Here is a 20,141-nt window from a genome sequence, read left to right on the forward strand (position 1 = left end):
TCCTCTCTGATTTCTTCAAAACTTATGGCGTACACAAGCAAATTTCATTTTATATTTGGCTTTCGCTTAATTCGTAAAAGCTTTTCAATATCACAAAACAGGGAAGTGTCCTTCAATTCAAACATCATCCACTTCCCATCATGATAGGTGGTAGATTCATCGTATACCCGTTGTACTTCTAAGGAATAATTATTTCTATCGGCCTCAAATTTAACTCTTTCATCCTTACCGAAAATAATCAGGAATCCAAACGCATCTTCTTTTGCGTATAAGGTACATAAGGTTTTGCCACCCCTGCGATACTTATACTCATAAGTCCATCTTTTCCCTCCACTGTTCCAAAGATGTTCCATGTCGTATTTTGTTTCAACTAAATGGGTTAGCTTGGTCCATACATCGAATAATGATTGACCAAGTAAAGAAATCAATTCTTCATTGGTAGGTACCTTCACGGGCATTTTATTCCCTCCATGATCTCTTTTTTCTATACTGCGATATACCAGTACACGCCGTACTTATCGACAACTTCAGCACAGCAGGAACTCCATGGAAGGGCGCCTAACGGAAATAGCACCGTGCCGCCCTTCGCTAGCATTTCGTATGCCTTGTTCACTTCTTCTTCACGCTCAAAGTTAATCCCATAACTCATAGTTGGGCGTGATCCCTCTAGTGATGATGAGAGCATGATATTAATAAAGGTATCATTATGTGATTCACTGACAGCAAATATTTCTTGTCCGTCTCTAAGTAAAGATGCGTGCATAAATGTGCCATCCGGGAATTTCTCATGGTATCCCAGGGTAAGTCCAAAGGCTTCTGAATAAAGCGCTACAGCTTCAGTGGTGTTCTTGATGTATAGGGTTGCTGCTAGTTTCATGGTGTAGACTCCTTATTATTATATTTAATTCCTTTCCCCGCCAAACACCTCAATAATCATTAACGCACCTATTTTGTAGCCTTGGATTGCCAACTACAATAATTTACCAATAGTCCTTACATATTCTATTATCCATGATGAATCCGTTTTTTTAGGTTCAAGCTCAGATGGCTATAACGTATAAATAATTCTTTTTTCTCATAAATGCCCCTCTTTATCAATATGCACAATAATCCTTCGTTTAACTAATAGTAGTGAACCAATACATATCTCTGTTTAAGCCTCCTCTGATTATAATGATGGCGCTTGTAGGAAATCCATTAGAAAAATGAATATAAATGGTTTTAATATCATTCAACTTTCATCCATAAAGCATTCTGCCGATCATCAGTACTGGACAAAACTATCATTCCAGATTCATGACCTTCAGGGATTAAAAATCCAACCCAACCGTTAAATGGTTTCCCTTCAGATACACTGGGAGAATATTTGGGGAACATAAAAGAAGGAGTTCTCTTTAGAGTTACTGAATCAATATATTCAAACCTATAATTATTCATTGACAGCAATGCCCCCGGCTTTTCAGATGCTAAGATATGAAGGTTCACTTTTATAAGAACATAGGAATACCCGCTTGGAGCAGGTTCTTTTTTCTCCTGAAAGACTTTCAGAGCATCCTTTCCTTTGCTCGTTTCTTCAATGGAGACTGAACCAATGAATTTATTAAAATTTTCATTCATTTCAAAATATGCTTTTGAACCAGAATGTAATGGATTGGACTCAGTGTACCCGCCGTACATGCTTATGTCTCTTCTCAAAATACTGATTGTATTCGACTCCGGCATGACATGATATGACCCTTCCATCCCTTCAATAACTGTGCGCAAAGGTACATAAGTCACTCCATCAATAACCTTTGCTTCCCCTTTAATTGCAATCCCATTTACCCTTAAAGAGAATCCTGTAGTGGCCGCATAGACCGTAATAGATAGACATACTACTGAAAACATAATGAGAAAACTTGATATCACTAACTTTTTGTTCACTATTGACACACTCCTTGACCTGAATATATCTTTCTTTACCCTGAACTATTATGAACACACGCATACTCCATTCTCTTTTTAATATTCGACAAGGTACCCATCTCCCCTTCCAAAAGAACTAAATTTCTCCATGTGAAATAAAAACTAGTGTTTTTCCAGAAGTTGTTCTATGACCTTAATCTACTATTAATACCACTCATAATTTCCGCACAAAAAAACCGAAACAAATTTACGCTTCGGTTCCTTTACTACTAAATTTATATGCCTCTTTAAATGGAGCTTTTGTCCCCGCCAAAAACCTCAATCATAATCAATGCACCTATTTTGTAACCTTGGATAAAAGATACTGCCGAATGCAGCGAGCAGGATTCACTATGTAGCTCCAGCAGTTCCTCAACCTGAACAAAATCTTCTTCGGGTAGTCTCTCTTTTAGCATCTGTAATGAATCAATAATCCGCTGATTAATCCTTCGCGATTCAGGATCGTTTGGTTTTATCCGCTCATTGGGACGTAAACTCCCATAATACAAATCCTCCAAAATAATAATCATCAGGCCTCCCTTTGTATGTGCCGCGATACTTGTAGACAATAGTGATCCTCCCAACCAAGTTTACTTGATAAAGTAGGTATATATTGTTTTTTATGCAGTATTCGCATAGGAGCTTAACCTCAACAAAAACAAGCTTATGTGGAGGCAGAAGTCTATAGAAAATAAAGTATTAGACTTGTGTGGACGCTTTACTAAGCTAACGGGCAGGATGGATAGCGCAATGACCTGGCCGCTTGGCTTCCCCAGGTTGTGGTAAAATGTTGATAATAACTTCTGCATTTTGGGCAATTGTAAAATGGAGGGCAGCAAAATGAATAAAATTCATGGAATAATTTTGTTCGGGGCAAATGGAAGCGGAAAGACTACTCTTGGATGTAAACTGGCGCATATATTGAACTTTAAGCATATGGATCATGAGAATTACCACTTTAAAAAGTCGGTAATTCCATATACCGCAGTCCGTCCTTATGAGGACTGTTTGAGTTTAATACTTTCCGACATTGAGAAATATCGTTCGTTTGTCTTCACCGCTGTCACGGGTGATTTTGGCGACACAATTCCTAAGTTTTACGACCTCGCTGTATTTATCTCAGCACCGATTGAACTGCGTATGGAACGTATAGAGCAACGTGCGTATAACGAACATGGAGAACGTATCCGCAAAGGCGGTGATATGTACGAGCAACATTTGAAATTCACAGATTTCGTGGCTTCGCGTTCGCTGTCAAGAATTGAACAATGGGCGCAAACCCTAACGTGTCCTGTAATACATATTGACGGTGCAATTGATTGGCACACGAATGCGACGAATATAGCAAAACGGTTTTATGAGATCGAATGGCAAAAACAATAAAACAGATAATAGTTGAAAGATATATTGAAATATTTGAAGTTATAAATTACCGATAAGACGCGACTGAGCAAACGGGAAACGTAAGTTGAACTTACCCAACCTTCTTCCAAAAACTAAACCGCGCCCCGCCCAGCTCCGAGCGGGAATAGGTCAGCTCCCCGTTCAGACGAGCCGCTATCTGGCGGCAGATGGCGAGGCCGAGGCCAGTCACTCCGTTCGCTCCGGTATAGAAACGCTCGAAGAAGGATTCCCGCTCCTCCACATCCAGTCCCGGACCGTTATCTTCAATCACGCGGCTCCCGGCACCTCCGGGTTCACCCGGATGACCACTTGATCTGTCGTATGCCTAACCGCATTCTGATCAAATACATGAACATCCTTATCCAGCCTTTCCGATCTTACTTCTCTAGAAAAGCCACGTTCGAGTGATTTGTCGTGATTGTCGTCGGCTTCATGCTGCGCCGACCATCTGGGCGTTACTTCGGTGATTCGATATCTCCCGCTGAATCCCCGGTGTTACGAAACGCTCATTCATTTCTTCCATTCGTCGGGCTGGTCCCTTTCGTCGCTGCGGCAGAAGTGGCTCCAGGTCGTACGCCAGCATGCGCCTCTCTCGGTGGTCAAGCAGGCCACCTCGGGGCTGTTTTTCCGCTATCTGCGAACGCCCTCCCATGCCGTAGTCTCTGAAGCCAGTGCGGCCACCTATTTACGCAAGTCTACTTTTCACCTGTCTGCCCAAAATTCGCACATCCATTCTTACATATCCGCAGACTGACCGTCACAACATGTCTCACTCCTCAATAGTATAAAACTAAAGGGGGAGTGATTATGACTCGAAGGGTTAGCAGATTCCTCTCATTCCTACTGGCTGTTGCGGTTCTAACATTAGGCATCCACATAGCCGCAGCTTCAGCTGTCAGCAAAGTGTCCATTACATCCACGACTGTCACCAAATCCGGCATCAAGGTCCGGCCTTACACAAGCAACCCCGCATTATCCAAAGAAGATCAAGCAAAAGCCTATCGTGATTATAAAAATCTGACACGTGTCGTTATGGTAGAGAAGTATGTACTGTCCGGCGAAGGAGCCAAGACAAAGATAGGCATTGGTGCAGGCTTTATGTTACCCCGCGGATACATTGTCACTAATAATCACGTGGCCCCCTCCAGCTATAATGGAAAGAAATTACGGTTCCAAATCACTTTTTATGCGCAAAAATCGGACGGGTATCTGCTTGGCTCACTAGTGGCAACAGATCTTAAGGAAGACCTCTCCCTGCTGAAGATTGACGCTAACAAAATCCCCAAGACCTATCAAGACAGCTATTTCAATGAGTTCAATCTTGTACCAACGACCAACGAAAAGGTGACGGTCATCGGGCACCCTACTAAGCCAATAGGAAATTCAGACACTCTGACTACCAAGAGGTACACCTGGACACCGCTCTACGGAACATTCACCGCCGATGATGTGGCCGTTATCCGCAAATCGAAAAATGCGTCAACACCCGATGTGTACACGCACTCCATGGAATTCAATGTGCAGACCTGGCCCGGAAATAGCGGCAGTGCTGTCATAGATTCGAGCGATAAAATAGTCGGCGTAATCTCCTCCACTATCCTGGGGCAACCCCGGTCTTTTGCTACCAGTTCGAAGCTTATCTTACAATTCATAGAGAACAACCATTTGTCTGAAGCCATTTTTGGACACGCCGCTGGCGGAGGTCAGAGTTAGTTAGATGTATAGATCAAAAGCGGGACTCTTCATGAGCCCCGCCTTCTGTGTTTATAAGTATGTGGCTGCGGAAGACTGCAATGGATGCATTATTTCTTTTTGGGTGTAATGATGATCTTCATAGAATGTGAACGGTGGCAACGTCCTTTCCTGCCCACAGATTGAAGCTGTACCCCGGTACCCACAAATGCCAAGGTGCGGCGTCAGCAAAAAAGGCCACATCCGCATACGTATCCCAGGTACCCTCCACTTGACTTGTGATCCTGACCAATACGGTCCAGGTATCCCCATGCATGACCCCGTCAATGGCCTCCCCATAGTTTACAACAATGTCCCGTATCCATTCATTTCTTGAGAATTTGCTGGGGTTGCGGTGCCAGGTTATTAGAGCTTGTGCGTGTCTTATGTCGTTCATGGGGTTACCTCTTTTCTATTTGGTGTGAATATCTAGCCTTTAAAATCCGTTATTTTCTCGTTAAAATACCTTTTCAGCATTCTATCACTTTTTAGCCCCATCAACATTATGACAAAGCCTAAACCTGCTAGTGTTACTGAATCACTTAACGCATTAACCATCTTGACTGAAATATCCAAATCTACATTAACCAAAACAATCGCAACCAATATAGCGCAAAAACTTGAAGTATTATGTACTACTGTAAGCACCTTTTTCAAGGGTTTACTGGATGTGAGACCTTCTAAAAAGAATAGGGCGTAGTCGCCTATAATGAAGCAAAAAGATGAAATCCCAACACACAGTATAAATTTCCCGGTCACATTGATGGATGGTGTAAATCTGGCAATTGCCAATACAATAAAGGCTAAACCAATATACTTAGTTAATCCAGTCGGTGTTATCATTTTCATCCCCCTAGAGTGTATCTTTTATTGACCTAATGATCATTGTTAAATTTCTCCATAATTCTGGTATTTCCTTCATAAGCTCGCCCTCTCAATAAAAAAAGAGTAGAGTAATCCCCCTCACCCCAAATGATCCCGGAGGAAGGCACGCTCGCCTTTCCTGAGGAGTCTTACAGAAAGCGGCCAAATATTCAGGAAACTTGGTCTGAAGCTGAAGCAACTTGTCCACTTCTCCCCTAGCAATGGCCTCCTTCACGGCAGAGAACCATGTACCTCACACACTGTCCAGACTATCGGCCAGAAGAAGGTTATCGATCAATAACTGTGGCCTTGAAGTATCGCTCATGAGAGTATCTTCTCCCTTCAATAATCGTTCATTCTATCCTCTAACCCTGCTTCATCTGAATCATCTTATATTTGTAGCGGGACCAGCAAATTATGCTTCTGCACATACACCCAGCCGAATACCCGACTTGGAATGGTGATGTTCAGCAGCATCAGCGGCTTGCTGTATTACTGGACATGCATTCCCACAAACAGCACCGTGGTGATTCCAATGGCGAGCCAGGGCTGGGGAAGGTAGAAATTCAATACATTTTGTATAATTCCCCCAAATAGAAGCTCCTCAAATAACGCACCGGCAGGAGTGAGTAAGGTCAGGATGATTCCAAATAACAACAGGCTGATTGTGGAAGGACAGCATATATTGCCAATTGCAGCGGATCATCAAAAGATAACAGATCCTGCAAGGCCTGTTACGCGCCGCACAGAGGGTAAGATCTTCAAGACTTATCATCTTCTTAAGCACAAAAAAGCTCCCGTGATCGCCACAGGAGCTCCCTTCATCTTTTTGCAGACCATGTTATCTGCCGCTTCACACTGAACAGCTTATTGCATCCCCTGCATAATGGCATTGATAATGCCTTGCTGGGTGACGGTGTTGTTGTAGCGGTTGAACAGAGCGAAGCCGTGCTGGCCGTTATAGCCATTGTCCCAATAGACGGGTACGGCCTTGTACTTCTTGGCGGTTGCGGTTACGGCTTTGGCATAGGCGGCGCGGTAGTTATTATTGCTGGAATCGTAGGATGATTTGTCAATCGAGCCGAATTCTCCGATCACTACAGGGTAGCCCTGGGTCGTGAATTTATTGTACATAGACTGGAGCTGCGAGTTCAGGTAATCCTCCTGTCCCCAGGTGGATTTCTTGGCAGGGTTCGTCGCTGACGCTCCCCACTGCGTGATATTCCCCGATTCCTCACCGGCAAAATCCCAAGGGGAATAGTAGTGGGCGGAGATCATGATTCTTTTTTCCGAGCCGGGTATGGCGGATGATCTGTAGGTGTCGGTTGGGAGCACGAAGCCGTAATTGCCCGCTGTGTAGTCGATATTCGTGTTCCAGCCCGGAATCAGCAGCCATCTGGCGCTATTGTTGCCGCCTGTCTGTCTGACCGTATCCACGAAGATCTGATTATAGGCGTTCAAGTTGGCGTAGTACGCCAGATTCGGATTGTTGTAGTTGCCGTCAAACACCTCGTTCATCGACTCCAAAATAAGCCGTTCCCCATAACCAGCGAACTTATTCGCGATCTGCTGCCAGACCTTCTGGTACTTCTGCTTAATGGCCGTCTGGTTGCCGCTGTTCACCAGGAGCCAGCTGCCCTGAACGGAATTGAATCCATCCCCGTGAATATTAATGACGACATACAAGCCTTCATTGTATGCATAGTCAACGACTGCCTTTACACGATCTAGCCATGCCGAGTTGATCGTATAGCCGGGAGCGTTCCCTATATAATTCAGGTAGGAGACCGGGATGCGGATGGTTTTGAAGCCTGCTGCTTTGACCTTCTGGATCAACTGCGGCGTAATGGTCGGGTTATTCCAGGCGGTCTCACTGGGGATCCCGTTCACCGAAGCTTCGAGCGAGTTGCCCAGATTCCATCCGGCCCCCATTTCGCTGACAATCTGCGAAGCCTGCAACGATCTGAAGTCCGAGGTCAGCGCAGCTGACGCCTCTTCCGCAGATGCGCGGGAACCCGAGCTGCCTAGCAAGGTGGATGCCAGTAATACTAGAGCAAGGCTGTAGGTTCCGTACTTTTTGATTTTGGCTAACATATTAGTACCTCCGTTCCTTAGATTGAATTCTAACTACAAGGCAACACACAAGCATCGCTATGGAAATCCCGAACATCAAAATGTATCCATTATAAAACAGAGTATTGGTATACTGGAATAGATTTCAAAACCAAGAGTATGAGGAAGATGGCCAGCAATAGCAGACTAAGAATCAAAACTACTATTCCGGGATTCCCGTTACCGGATGTCCCTTTTCCAAGTCTATACTTAATAGTAGTAATGTCGACCGCAAAAATACAAAGTACATTTAACGCCAGCAGGATGATTGTTGACCCATACCTTCTTTTCAAAATAACACCTCCGGTATAATGGTCTCCCCGCCAAATAACATAATTTCATTAATTAGCGGAGAAGGGGTCAACAACTGCGTTTGGGAGCGCTTAAGGCTCCATCCCCCACACCAGCTGCCCGTTCACATATCCCGTAACCTGCTCGAGATCAGTGAACTGGGTGCTGGCGGCGTTAAAGGAATAGTCGTTGGCCTGATTGTAGTTGGACCAGTTGACCTTAGCAAAGCGGGTCTGGATCTCGGCGCTCTGGCCGGGGTTCAGGGTTCCCGCAGCACTGGTGAAGCCAATCTCCAGCGCATAATCGGCACCGGCGGCCGGAGTGTCCAGCTTCACGAAGGTCCCGGTGACGTTCGCATTTCCGATGCTGGCCCAGTCGGTCCAGAAGCTCTGCTGCTGCTCGCCGTCAATCGTGTAGTAGTACCGGAGCTTCACATTGCTGAGCTGGACCGGCGAATTCCCGGTGTTGACTACTTTGAACTTAGGTGCGATTCCGTTGGTCGAAGCACCGGTACTGCCGTTGTAGGCTTGGATGGTCAAGTCGCCCGAAGGCTGCGGAACGCTGCTATCCTCTACGTCCACAGTAAGCACAACCTCTGCGCCTCCGCTAAAATGAAAAGTGATCTCATTATGGCCGAGCAGCAGCGTGGCAAGATAAGCTTTACTCAGAACAACCGCAGTGCCAGTGGCCGTATAGTCCTGACCGGGGACAAGGGTGTAATTACCGCTCTTCAGGCTTGTCAGCTGATGCCCCTGTAAGGTAAGCGCTACAGAAATATCCTGTGCAAGATTCGCCGCCCGGTCAAACAGCGCATGGTCTGGTGAGATGGCAACGCCTGGTGTTGTATCGATGACTTTTACTTTTAACACGGGATCTTGGCCCTGATTGAAATCCAGGACGATAGAATGCTCGCCAACCGGCAGCGTTGCCAGGAACGCCTTAGTGAGCAGCAGGGTGTTCCCGCTTACTGTATAGTCCTCGTTCTCAGTCAAAATGGCGGTGCCAGAACGAAGGGCCGTTAACGTGTTGCCGTTCAGATTCATAGTGACGGTCTGGTCGGTCTGATGAGCCGGGGCTTTGTCAAACTCCACCATGGATGGCGTAATGGTTGCGCCCGGATGAGGATTATTCCCCTTCAGATCAGGCAGCTCGTCGAGCGTAATGACATAATTACTCTGGTACAGAGTGGTCAGCGTAGCCGGATAATTGAACGCCGTGCTCATCAGATGCTCTCCGTACCATGGGAGGAAGTAGAGCCAGCCCGCTTTTTCATCGGTCAGATTCTGCACGCTGGGAACGGTGTCGTTCTCGGTCATGGCTACCATCTTCTTACCGCCGGTTAGATCCACCAGCTGATAAAAGATCGAGCTAATCGCGTCCTCATTCGGCACGCCGGATAGTCCGTCATAGCGGTTGTAAATCGTGTTGTATTTATCATAGCCGACAATATCCACCTGATCATCCCCTGGATACCATGCGGGAGAAGTGCTGTACACATAGCTGTTATAGGTCCAGATCAGGTTGTGCAGGCCGTAAGTCTCCGTAAGCTCGGTGTAGAGCTGATCCCAGAGCTGCTTGTACACCTCCGCACCTGCCGAAGCCCACCAAAACCAGGCCCCTTCCCCATTCAGCCCGCCGTTGCCCTCTGCCTCATGGTAAGGACGGAAGATCACGGGCACGTTGTTCTCCTGCAGAATCTGCAGCTGCTCCGCCAGATCCTGAATGGCCAGTTGCAGGTATTGGTATTCTTTCGTTCCCGGAATCACAGCATTTGCAGTATCGAAGTTAGTTTCGGTAGGCTTATAGGTAGCCTTCTTCCAATCCACAAATTCCCCTAACTGGTAGGCGGTGAAGTCACGGGGAACGGTAAGATGCCAGCTATTGGTCGCAATCCCGCCCTTGGTATTCACCCAGTCGATCATGCGGGCGGTAGTGCCGTCCTCCCAGCCATACAGCGGATTATAGTTCATGAGGTCAAACCCGCGGACTGCCGGATACTTGCCGGTCAGATTATGAATCCAGTCGAACTCCAGCTCAGAATTGCCGTCATTCCCTCCGCCGTAGATCTCCTGCTGGCCCGAGAGCATATGCTTCCCGTACACCTCCGTCAAATAATTCATCAGGAGCTGCGTTTCGGGCGTGGCCTGAGCGTCAGAGAGAACGGGCTGCACAATCAGGGGGTCCAGGTTCGCATGATCCACCGTGAAGGTGTCGAAATAAGCGAATCCCCAGCCTGCTTTTACCTGAATGGTATTGCTGCCTTGATTCAGCTTGTGGTAGCCGAAGTTGAAATCCTTCCACGTAGTTGTGTAGGGCAGCATATACGAACCCTTGGCAGCACCGTTAACGATTAATGCCTGCTGTCTGCCATCCGGGCTCAGCTCCTGCATATAACGGGTCGAGATCGTATACATGCCGGTTTCCGGGACAGTTATGGTGTAGGTTAGTGTGCCGGAGTTCTGCATCCAGACAAAACCGCTTCCCGAATAGCCGGGCTTCGGCGTTCCGTAAATCTGGGTCGTCACTTGCAGATCCGGGGTGAGCTGGGCATTCTCGCTTTCGATGGTGATCAATGCAGGGTCAGCGTGGGCCACAGGCGGGGCGTTCATCCCTCCAAGCAGCAGCGTACAGGCCAGCAGCAATGTTCCTGTTCTTTTGAGCCATTTCTTCATTTTCTTCTTTCCTCCCCATGATAAAAATGGTAAAACCTTGGTTAACCTATCAGATCATGGTTGCGCTTTCATAGCAAAGATAACATGTATACCATAATTTGTAAATACAAATTAGCAAGTGTGCTCAACGGGATGAATTGCAGGAGGAATGGAAGGTTAAGTTCATCGTGCGGTGAGAGAATGGGGAGGGAATCTAGTGGAAAAAGTACGTGCAAATCCAGCCGATTTCATAGAATCGGCGGGAACAAGTGCCTTTTTTCCAACTAAGTTTCCTTGTTGATTGGCTTCTATGCCTCCTGTCCCGCAAGCCCCTGTAATTCTATCAAAAGCTTGTCCCTACCAGAGTCAACTCCCTGCTCAAGGTGCAAAAACCTCCGGGTTATCGCTCCGCCAAGCTCCGATGCAGCCGATTAGGCAGGCGGTATAGGTTCGTAGCACTCTACCCTCCCCGCTATACTCGTATTCTAAGGCGATGTTTATGCCCTCGCCCCGCCAGGCGATAATGCGGCCGGAAAATCCGGGCCATTCACATTCTTCATCCAGCTGCGCAGGACCATAGGCAGCGATCGATTCCTCAGGCGAAGAGTTCATCGTAATGCCCTCTGGTAAAGTAACGGGATAAGGTGCTTCGATCCGGTCGCCCGAACCAGGGGGAAGGAAGTGGATGGCGCCGATGATCCATTCATCGGGATTCGTATACTGTAGTCCGGTCAGCTCATTGATTTTGGGTATACGGTAGAGATCCATCCTTAGAGATGCTTTTGCGCACGAGATCATGGTATCGTTGAAATAGCTCTTCGGCGCCGGCATGCGCTTAACGCCATAGGGTTTGAGCAAGGCTTGGACCCTCTTGGGATGGTACGGCTGGCCCAGCATGGCAATAAGCTGAACGGCCGGCTCTTTCATATCCGTATTCATATTCAAATTCATATCCATATTCTTGTCCTCCCCTTCACCTGAATTGTACTTTGGTCACCCGCTCCCATTATAACAAAAACGCACTCCCGGCAGATCTCAAGGAGCGCGTTACTATTTCTTTTACACATCCGCAGCCGGTCAAGGGTTACTTGGCATTCTTGAACTTCAAGCCGTCAGCATTCAGCTCGAAGTCGTATTCTTTGGCTAATCCCTTAAGCTCACTCTCATTCACAGCCGTGATTTCTTTGATCGTATTGTCCTTGTCTCTGATGACTCTGAAATCATCCGAGCCGTTCCCGTCATAGTAGAATTTGTTGAACTTGCCTTCATGCTTGAGATCCTGGTCCAGGAACAGGCGGATAGGCTTGCCGTTGTAGAAGAATCGGTCCTGGGCTTTGTCGTAAGTCAGTCCATAGGTCATGTAATCCTTCAGTGCCTCATAGTTAAAATCGCTCACTGCTGCTCCATCCTCCGAGGAGGCTGCCGCTGCCGCAGAATCAAGCCCGCTGTTGTCATCGCTCTCCTGTGCATTCATTTCCGCAGAATTCACTGTATTGGCACTGCTTACCGCATCGCTGGACTGCTCTGCAAACGCAGATACCGCTCCTGCGATCAGAATGAGTGATATAGCCGCCGTCAACACCGTTAATTTTTGCAATTTCATGATAGACACGATCCTTTCTTTTGTCGCATTTTTACTGAAGCCCGTATACAGGGGAGTGAACCCCTTCTGTTGCTCCGCCACCTCCAAGAGACATAACGCATAATCCGCCTTGTGCTCTTCACCCAGCTTACGGATGACTCTGGCATCACAGACCATTTCCAGCTCCCGGTTCAGATAGAAGACCATCAGCCAGACCAGCGGATTGAACCAGTGCAGGCAAAGGGCTACGGACGCAGCCAGCTTCCACGCCGTATCGAAATACCGGATATGCATATATTCATGGGTGAGAATATAATTCATGGCCGGTGCGTTCCTGGTATTCAGGGTCGTAGGCAGAATAATCTTCGGACGCCAGATTCCGCACGTAACCGGCGTATCCATCCGGTCAAATGTCAATATGGTAAGCTTACGCCGCAATGGATGCCGGGCGCGCCAGGCCTCGATTACAGGGTCCTGCCTCTGCAGAGGCAGTGCTGTACGCAGCTCTCTCTTGCTTCTGCAGTAGATCACCGCAAGTGTGATAAGCAGCAGAGCCGCGACGCCAAGCCATATGGCACTCAGAAGCTCCGGCTTCAGGAACGGCTGCTCCGGCTCTCCGGCTGCAAAAGCCGTGAACGCTATATCATGGGCGAACATCCCTGTGTGCAGGGCTGAGCGTTCAGGCAACTGCAATACGGCTGCTGTGTGCGTGTTAACCTGATCGATTGCAGCAGCAACCTCAACCTGTGGCGATAGCTGCGGAAGAACCGGCACAGAACCCGGAATCAGCAGTCTGGCGATGACAATTCCCCACAAGACCAGAAAAAGCTGTCTGGGTAATTTGTGCAGGGTCACAGACCGCAGGGCGATAACAAGAACAATCAGCACGCTTGCTGAAATACTCATCTGTAAAATATCCATCATCCCTCGTCTCAGCGCAAGCTTTCCACGATTTGCTTGAGCTTGTCGATATCCGCCTTGCTGAGGTTCTTCTCATTGAGAAATGCCGAGAAGAACAGCTCCGCCGAACCACCATACATTTTGTTGATCAGCTCCTTGGTCTCATACGTCTGCACCTGCTCCTTGGCAATCAGGGCTGTGCAGACAAAACCGGGGTCTGTCCGCTCTACAGCGTCCTTGGCAATCAGCTTCTTAATTACCGTATAGGTCGTATTCCTGTTCCAGCCTGTCTCCTGTTTCAGAATGACGGCCAGATCCCCTGCGGCTAGCTTGCCTTCCCTCCATAGAATCTCCATGACCTTAAGCTCGGAATCATACAACTTAATCTCCATGTACCAGCCTCCCTTCGTTTGACTACTTCAGTAGTCATGACCCAATACTACTCCAGTAGTCATCTAATGTCAATTATATCCTTTTGCTTCTTGTTTATTCCATGTCATTAGGCATACAAATAGCTCTGGGCCGTATACATCTGATAATATTTCCCCCGCCGGTTCATCAGTTCTGTGTGCGAGCCCGCTTCACAGATCTCCCCCTGGTCAAATACGTAGATGAAATCGCAGAGCCGGGTCACACCGAGCCGGTGTGAGATCATTATCGTAGTCTTGTTCTCACACAGTGCAGAGAACTCTTCATAGATCTGCGTCTCCACCTTGGGGTCCAGGCTGGCTGTCGGCTCATCCATAATCAGAATCTCGCTGTCCGCCCGGCTGAGCGCCCTGGCAATCGCCAGCCGCTGCCATTGTCCGCCGGACAGTTCTATATCATTGTTCTCCAGCTGGCCTAACTGGGTGTCCAGGCCTTGGGGCAGCTGATCGATGAAGGCCTCCATATTGAAGATATGCAGGGACTGCTTCTGAAACTCTTGTCCGAAATTCCCCGCCCGGATATTATCCGCAACCGAGAACTGATATTTAATGAAATTCTGAAACACACAGACCGTCTTCCTCCTGAACGAATCAATGACATCAGCCAGCGGGTCCCCACCGATCAGTACCTCGCCTGAAGTCGGCTTGTACAAGCCGAGCAGCACATGAATGAAGGTTGTTTTACCGCTGCCATTTTCGCCCACTAAGGCAATTTTCTCGCCTTTGTTGATCGTTAATTCAATATTTTTCAGTGTAAGGTTCCCGCTTCCCGGGTATTTGAAGTTAACCTGCTTGAAGTGAATGGTTGAAGCCTCTGCAAGCGTCTTATACCCGCCGCCGTTATCCTCGGGGAGATCCAGGAAATTCAGCATATCTTCCATGTACAGCGTGTAATTGTTCATGGAACTGATTTTATTCACCATACTGCTCAGTGCGCCTGTTATGGCCTGCATCGATGTGATCACCAGCATAACATCGCCTATACTCATTCTATTATCTATAACGCCTAGGCAGGTGATGAGCAGACAGATACCCAGTGCAATGTTCCGCAAGAGATCGACAAGCGCTCCGCCCAGCGTATAATGCAGCAGCAGCCTGAACTTCTCTCTCCATACCTCGCTTCGGATCTCTTCCGTGCGGTCATTGAAATAATCTATCAATCCGAACATGCGGATCTCCTTGGCATATCTTCGGCTTGTCAGCACATCGTACATATAGTTCAACCGGCGCAGCGGCTTGCTCTGTTCAACCGCCTGGAAGTAGCTCCGTTTGCCCTGTGCATTCATCAGCAGTAAGTACGGAATGGTGGCAAGCACCGCAATAATGGGAAAATACAGATTAATATTCAACAACAGTACTATAAAGGAGAACATCGAGAACACGGGAAGTACAACAGACAATGAGTTGTTGACGTAGGCCAGAATCCCCTTGTTCACATTGGACTGGACCCTCTCCAGCAGATCATAGACAGCCGGGTTCTCCAGCTCTTCCATATCAATAACAGACAGCTTCTTGTTCACCTGTCTGATGAATTCACGGTTAATGTTATACTTCAGTCGATTGTTGACATGCGCAGTAATATGCTCTATCCCTTCCAGGACAATCTTCAACACGGTATATCCGGCGACAAGGATTAACAGCTTGTGTGTTACGGCAGATGCAGACTGGACGAGGGCGAGGCCATCGATCAGGAGCTTGTAGAGCCAGGCTCCAACCGGGGCCAGCAGTGCACTGAGCGCCATAAGCGCCAGTGACAGGTACAGATCTTTGGTGCAGAATAGCTTGACGATCATCTTGAGGTTGCGGACATGAACCAGCATTTTCGTTGTCATATGACCTGATCTCCCGTATCATACCATTTGGCCTGATTGCTGAAGAAGCTGCAATATTCGCCCTGCAGCTGCATCAACTCGGCATGGGTGCCCGTTTCCACTATCTCTCCCTGCTTCATAAATACGATCCGGTCGGCGAGCTTGGCAATTCCGATCCGGTGCGAGATGAGCACAACACTTTTGCCGCGAAAATATTTGCCGATATTATGGAACTGCTGAATCTCCGACAACGCATCCAGGGAGGCAGACGGTTCATCGAAGATAATAAAATCAGCCTCGGGCATGAACGCCCGGCTGATCGCCACCTTCTGCCACTGGCCTTCCGACATCTCGATTCCGTCTGCATCGAACTTTTTCCCCAGAATCGTGTCCAGCCCCTTGGGGTATTGCTGGATGACCTGGTGAATCTGGCCTTTAACCGTTGCTTCTGTGATTCTGTCGTTATCGTTGATACCCGCTACATCGCCCAGGCCGACATTATCCCGGACCGAGAATTCGAATTTGGCATAATCCTGAAAAGCTGCGGTAGCTGTCTCACAGTAACTGTGGACGCTTCCTTCCGTCGGCTTCAGCAGACCCGCCATAATTTTGGCCAGGGTGCTCTTGCCGCTGCCGTTCTCACCGACAAGCACAATACTCTCCCCTTTGCCGATGTGCAGATTAATATGCTGTAACACTGCGGGAGCATTGCCGTATGAGAATGAGACATTGTGCAGATCCATCGCCAGCCTGGTTCTGGATAAGACCGGAGAAGGGTTGTCAGGAGAATCTGCTTCTTGTGTCTCTGGTGCAATCAGTTCTCTGAATTCTTGGATGTAGATCTTATTCTTGCGGGCTTCGGAGAAGAATTCGGCGAAGGAATTGACCCCCTCAATGATCTGACCCTGCCCTTGAGTTAATACGATCAGCTGATCCAGGCTCAGCGTTGTCAGTGCCACAGCATAACACATGAACAGCAGTGTGCTGTTCTCCAGGCCCAGCATCAGCCCCGACCATATGCAGCCAATCACTGTCCATTTCAGGCTGAAAGCCATATTCATGTCTCTGATCTCATCGAATTTGGAGAGCCGTTTCGACTCCAGCCACTCAAAAATCCGAAAGCTCCTAATCTCCTTCTGGTTGCTCCGGTCCTGCATCAGATGGCTCAAGTAGTTCAGCTTGCGGTCCTCATGCTCCTGCCGCTTCGTTACAGCAATATGTTCCTCCGTGTTACGCTTCACGAAATAGTTATAGAGCAGCCCCAGCACAATAAAGGCAGCTGCATACAGAACCCCCAGCCTCACAATAATCCATACAGACATGCAGAAGCCGGCAATGGACCCGAGGAAATGGAACACATCGTTAACAGCATTCGTGAGTTTATACCATAAGGTGTCCTTCGCCCGCTCAATTTGAAGCAGATAATCCGCCTGATCCAGCTTGTCTAGATCTGCTTTGGCAATAGCACGGAACATTTGTCTTTGCAGCAGTGCACCGACCTTATTCTCCAGCAATTCTATGAACAGCAGCGAAAAGGAGTATTGAATATTCTTCAAGGAGTATACGAGGATATAGGCAAAAATGAGGATGGCAACAGACATCATCCCGGACGGATGCCCAAGGCTGACGATGATCCGCCCAATCAGAAGCAGCTCTAAGGGCTGCAGGGCGTACATTAAGATATAGAGCAGGAGGATGGATACCATGGTTACCGGCTGTTGTCTGAAAAAGATGGACAGAACCCATTTATATTCCTTCAAGCGCTCCCCCTCCCTTTTTTAGAAAAGAACATGATTATAGGAAATAACCATGTTCTTGTCGGGTGATATGGAATGTATTAAGTATGCATTGGATCAGGGTTTACCAGTTTCCGCATTTAAAGTTTTTCTTACAGGAGTAGCTTCCACAGTTGAATGTTTTCGGACAGCTGAAGCCTGAAGTACAAGCTGCAGGAGTAATCATTGAATCTGTGCTTGCTTTTTCGATAATAGGTCTGATATAGCTCATGTTCTCACCTCCCTTCAAGTCTGCTGTGTACGGAATTACTGCGGCACTAAGGCCTTTCTGTTTTTCTTCAGCTCAGAGACATAATATTTCGTTCTTACCTTGCAGCAGCCGTCCGTATCCTGAATTGAGCCTCCATTGGCTACTGCGAGCGCTACGCACCCCTTGCCGCAAGTCCCATTCCATATACAGCTCTGACATTGGTTCATATAATTCTGTCCCACCTGCAGGAACTTGACCAGGTTCACGATTTGCTGAGACTCAAGCATGGAGGACAGGCTGGTCTCATTGACATTACCGATCGCATACTGGGCGTCCGTGAATAATTGGCACAAGAACACATTGCCGGATGAATCTATTCTCGGTGTTAACGGAATTCGTTCAGCGTCTTCGGTCACTCCATTTAATAAAGGGCAGGCCCCTGTAAAATCATCGGGCAGTGTGATCTTAACACCGCTATCTATCAACTCCACCACCTCCGGATGCCGCTCCAGACGCTCCACCAGGGCGGATTTCTCCAGAATGTCCAGGTACAGGTTATTCTTGTTGTCTTCACTCCGGCCCAGGTTACTGAGGCTCGCGATCTCAGCCTGCGGTATCTCAAGCTCAGCGACCATCTTCAGCAGATTAACGATGTCATCCTTATTGAAGCCCGTAAGCACGCTGCGGATCAGAATCCGTTCGCTCATACCGGCATTGAGTAAGTGCTTCAAGCCCCGCATCGTCTGGTTGAAGCTGCCGCGTCCACATAATTGATCATGAATCTCCGCGCGCGAACCATTCACACTTAGTTGTATGGCCACTTTATAGGAAGCGAACTTCTCGGCAACCTCGCGAGTAATATACGTGCCGTTCGTGATCACCAGCACCATACCGAACTGCTTCTTCTGCAGCGCCTCCATGAAATCCCAGAATTCAGGATGCGAGGTCGGCTCTCCCCCGGAGATGGTGATGCTTGTATCGGGATGATCCGGCAGATCATTAATGATGCTCATGAAGGTCGGCATATCAATCTGATCCTGCAGGACGCCGGATTCGTTATAGCAATGCAGGCAGCGCAGGTTGCAACTCGAGGTGATCTCCAGATAACAACCGCCTAATCTAAAGCTTTTGGCTGGGGATAACAATTCCACACAAGCACCTCATTTCCTTATTTTCACGAAACCTCTCTGCTCCAGTTCTTCAAATGCGCCAATACAGTCCGTAATAATATCGTTTAATTCAAGCTGGTCCTTCTCCAGACACTGGTCGTGGAGCATACCGGCAACCTCGGATATCGTTCGTCCATTGCAGTGCTCCCATAAATACTTGGCAGTCTGATTCAAGAAGAACATCTCATGATTACGGTCCATCACCAGTGATTCTTCACCTAAATCCTCATGGATAACATTGACTTTAGACAATAACGTGCTTGCGTTCATTCATTCACATCCTTACGGGAAATTACAGATTATTGTTGCTTGATAGCCACGGCATAAAGTGATTTATTTCACATTAGGATCTAGCATTCATCTCTTCCATCTTTGCTGAATCCAATATAACGCATTCTTTCACTTTATGGAACATTATGTATGTTAATGGTATAATAAGGCATGCAAACGCATTCTATAATTCATTTTACTATCAATTCAGGATGAATTTAGTGTCAAAAAAGGAGAGATAGAATTGTTTCATGTAGGCGTGTGCGATGATGATGCCGACGTTCTGGGCAAGGTTAAGCAGTATTTCAAGCTGCTGTCGCTGTCGACCAACTATTCATTTGATGTCCACTGCTTCTCTTCCGGCGAACAGCTGCTGCAGCATTACAAAGCCATGCAGGGAGAATACACCTATCATCTGTTGATTCTGGATGTTGAAATGTCCGGGATCAGCGGAATTGAAACCGCCCAAGCTATCCGGTCTTTGCCTGACCGCGATGTGCAAATTATCTTTTTGAGCAGCTATCCTGAATACATTATGGACAGCTTTGACGTTCAGACCTTCCAATACCTGCTCAAGCCGGTCCCTTATGAATTATTCCAAGACAAAATACTTAAGCTGTGCAGCTATATTCATTCCAGCCCGAACCGCTTCTTCACCATTAAGGTAGAGGATGATCAGGTGGTGCTTCGGCGGCCCGATATTATTGCTATTGTCAAAATCAAGCATTCCCTCGCCCAAAATAAGCTGAAGCTCATCACTTCCTCCCGGGAGTACTTCATCAATGGCACCTTGCAGAGCTATTCGGACAAGCTGGGCAATCCGTTCCTGCTGATCCACCGTTCCATTATTGTCAATCTGGAGCATGTCCGCAGATTCAACGCGAACTCCGTGGTCATGTCCAGTGATGAAGAATATCCTATCGGACGTTCCCAGTCGAAGGCCTTCAAGGATGTCTATGCCGGGTATGTGCTGAAAGAAATTCAAGGGAGAGGATAAC

The 20,141-nt window shown here is 47.6% G+C and carries 22 protein-coding genes; 5 read left to right on the top strand and 17 right to left on the bottom strand.

Going from position 1 to position 20,141, the window contains the following annotated elements:
• Window positions 1-44: 44 nt before the first annotated feature.
• From ACFSX3_RS27865 to ACFSX3_RS27880, 4 genes are all read right to left on the bottom strand, one after another.
• Window positions 45-458, bottom strand: a complete 414-nt coding sequence (locus ACFSX3_RS27865) for a DUF3788 domain-containing protein (protein ID WP_209992525.1) — start codon at window positions 456-458, stop codon at window positions 45-47.
• Window positions 459-484: 26 nt separating this feature from the next.
• Complete coding sequence (locus ACFSX3_RS27870) at window positions 485-877, bottom strand: VOC family protein (RefSeq protein WP_209992526.1); 393 nt, start codon at window positions 875-877, stop codon at window positions 485-487.
• A 350-nt stretch (window positions 878-1,227) separates the two neighbouring features.
• Window positions 1,228-1,923, bottom strand: coding sequence for a hypothetical protein (locus tag ACFSX3_RS27875; RefSeq protein WP_209992527.1), 696 nt, complete (start codon window positions 1,921-1,923; stop codon window positions 1,228-1,230).
• A gap of 269 nt (window positions 1,924-2,192) precedes the next feature.
• Complete coding sequence (locus tag ACFSX3_RS27880; RefSeq protein WP_379256355.1) at window positions 2,193-2,513, bottom strand: DUF6809 family protein; 321 nt, start codon at window positions 2,511-2,513, stop codon at window positions 2,193-2,195.
• 271 nt (window positions 2,514-2,784) lie between these two features.
• Between ACFSX3_RS27880 and ACFSX3_RS27885 the strand changes: the two genes are divergently transcribed.
• Window positions 2,785-3,327 (top strand): AAA family ATPase, encoded by a 543-nt coding sequence (locus ACFSX3_RS27885; protein WP_209992528.1) that lies wholly within the window; start codon window positions 2,785-2,787, stop codon window positions 3,325-3,327.
• A 91-nt stretch (window positions 3,328-3,418) separates the two neighbouring features.
• On the opposite strand, the gene ACFSX3_RS27890 is transcribed toward ACFSX3_RS27885, so the two are convergent.
• Entirely contained in the window at window positions 3,419-3,619 is a 201-nt protein-coding gene (locus tag ACFSX3_RS27890) for a sensor histidine kinase (RefSeq protein ID WP_209992529.1), read from the bottom strand.
• A gap of 192 nt (window positions 3,620-3,811) precedes the next feature.
• On the opposite strand from ACFSX3_RS27890, the gene ACFSX3_RS27895 reads away from it, so the two are divergent.
• Window positions 3,812-4,102, top strand: coding sequence for a hypothetical protein (locus tag ACFSX3_RS27895; protein WP_379256352.1), 291 nt, complete (start codon window positions 3,812-3,814; stop codon window positions 4,100-4,102).
• Window positions 4,103-4,155: 53 nt separating this feature from the next.
• Window positions 4,156-5,061 (top strand): trypsin-like peptidase domain-containing protein, encoded by a 906-nt coding sequence (locus ACFSX3_RS27900; RefSeq protein WP_209992531.1) that lies wholly within the window; start codon window positions 4,156-4,158, stop codon window positions 5,059-5,061.
• 118 nt (window positions 5,062-5,179) lie between these two features.
• Here the strand turns inward: ACFSX3_RS27900 and ACFSX3_RS27905 are convergent, their stop codons facing one another.
• The 3 genes from ACFSX3_RS27905 to ACFSX3_RS27915 form a co-directional block, all read right to left on the bottom strand.
• Window positions 5,180-5,476 (bottom strand): hypothetical protein, encoded by a 297-nt coding sequence (locus ACFSX3_RS27905; RefSeq protein ID WP_209992532.1) that lies wholly within the window; start codon window positions 5,474-5,476, stop codon window positions 5,180-5,182.
• 32 nt (window positions 5,477-5,508) lie between these two features.
• Entirely contained in the window at window positions 5,509-5,922 is a 414-nt protein-coding gene (locus ACFSX3_RS27910; RefSeq protein WP_209992533.1) for a hypothetical protein, read from the bottom strand.
• Window positions 5,923-6,435: 513 nt separating this feature from the next.
• The gene (locus ACFSX3_RS27915) at window positions 6,436-6,600 is read right to left on the bottom strand and encodes a CPBP family glutamic-type intramembrane protease (protein ID WP_209992534.1); all 165 of its coding nucleotides are present in this window, start codon (window positions 6,598-6,600) and stop codon (window positions 6,436-6,438) included.
• Here ACFSX3_RS27915 and ACFSX3_RS27920 point away from each other — a divergent pair.
• On the top strand, window positions 6,584-6,805 hold the full coding sequence (locus tag ACFSX3_RS27920) for a hypothetical protein (protein ID WP_209992663.1): 222 nt from the start codon (window positions 6,584-6,586) through the stop codon (window positions 6,803-6,805). The genes ACFSX3_RS27915 and ACFSX3_RS27920 overlap by 17 nt on opposite strands.
• 5 nt (window positions 6,806-6,810) lie before the next feature.
• Here ACFSX3_RS27920 and ACFSX3_RS27925 read toward each other — a convergent pair whose 3' ends face one another.
• The 9 genes from ACFSX3_RS27925 to ACFSX3_RS27965 form a co-directional block, all read right to left on the bottom strand.
• Window positions 6,811-8,037, bottom strand: coding sequence for a glycoside hydrolase family 5 protein (locus ACFSX3_RS27925; protein ID WP_209992535.1), 1,227 nt, complete (start codon window positions 8,035-8,037; stop codon window positions 6,811-6,813).
• 401 nt (window positions 8,038-8,438) lie between these two features.
• Entirely contained in the window at window positions 8,439-11,018 is a 2,580-nt protein-coding gene (locus tag ACFSX3_RS27930; protein WP_209992536.1) for a glycosyl hydrolase, read from the bottom strand.
• A 357-nt stretch (window positions 11,019-11,375) separates the two neighbouring features.
• The gene (locus tag ACFSX3_RS27935; protein WP_379313543.1) at window positions 11,376-11,954 is read right to left on the bottom strand and encodes a hypothetical protein; all 579 of its coding nucleotides are present in this window, start codon (window positions 11,952-11,954) and stop codon (window positions 11,376-11,378) included.
• Window positions 11,955-12,081: 127 nt separating this feature from the next.
• Complete coding sequence (locus tag ACFSX3_RS27940) at window positions 12,082-13,485, bottom strand: M56 family metallopeptidase (protein ID WP_209992537.1); 1,404 nt, start codon at window positions 13,483-13,485, stop codon at window positions 12,082-12,084.
• Window positions 13,486-13,511: 26 nt separating this feature from the next.
• Window positions 13,512-13,871: a BlaI/MecI/CopY family transcriptional regulator gene (locus ACFSX3_RS27945; protein WP_209992538.1), complete on the bottom strand. Its 360-nt coding sequence runs from the start codon at window positions 13,869-13,871 to the stop codon at window positions 13,512-13,514.
• A 107-nt stretch (window positions 13,872-13,978) separates the two neighbouring features.
• On the bottom strand, window positions 13,979-15,739 hold the full coding sequence (locus tag ACFSX3_RS27950; RefSeq protein ID WP_209992539.1) for an ABC transporter ATP-binding protein: 1,761 nt from the start codon (window positions 15,737-15,739) through the stop codon (window positions 13,979-13,981).
• Entirely contained in the window at window positions 15,736-17,478 is a 1,743-nt protein-coding gene (locus ACFSX3_RS27955; protein ID WP_209992540.1) for an ABC transporter ATP-binding protein, read from the bottom strand. Before ACFSX3_RS27955 ends, ACFSX3_RS27950 begins: the two co-directional genes overlap by 4 nt.
• Before the next feature lie 282 nt (window positions 17,479-17,760).
• Entirely contained in the window at window positions 17,761-18,855 is a 1,095-nt protein-coding gene (locus ACFSX3_RS27960; protein ID WP_209992541.1) for a radical SAM/SPASM domain-containing protein, read from the bottom strand.
• A 9-nt stretch (window positions 18,856-18,864) separates the two neighbouring features.
• Window positions 18,865-19,143: a PqqD family protein gene (locus ACFSX3_RS27965; RefSeq protein WP_209992542.1), complete on the bottom strand. Its 279-nt coding sequence runs from the start codon at window positions 19,141-19,143 to the stop codon at window positions 18,865-18,867.
• Between the two features lie 244 nt (window positions 19,144-19,387).
• Between ACFSX3_RS27965 and ACFSX3_RS27970 the strand changes: the two genes are divergently transcribed.
• Complete coding sequence (locus ACFSX3_RS27970) at window positions 19,388-20,140, top strand: LytR/AlgR family response regulator transcription factor (RefSeq protein WP_209992543.1); 753 nt, start codon at window positions 19,388-19,390, stop codon at window positions 20,138-20,140.
• The last annotated feature ends 1 nt before the right edge of the window (window position 20,141 follow it).

Origin of the sequence: Paenibacillus rhizoplanae (assembly GCF_042684125.1) — a bacterium.
GTDB classification, from domain to species: Bacteria; Bacillota; Bacilli; order Paenibacillales; family Paenibacillaceae; genus Paenibacillus_AQ; species Paenibacillus_AQ rhizoplanae.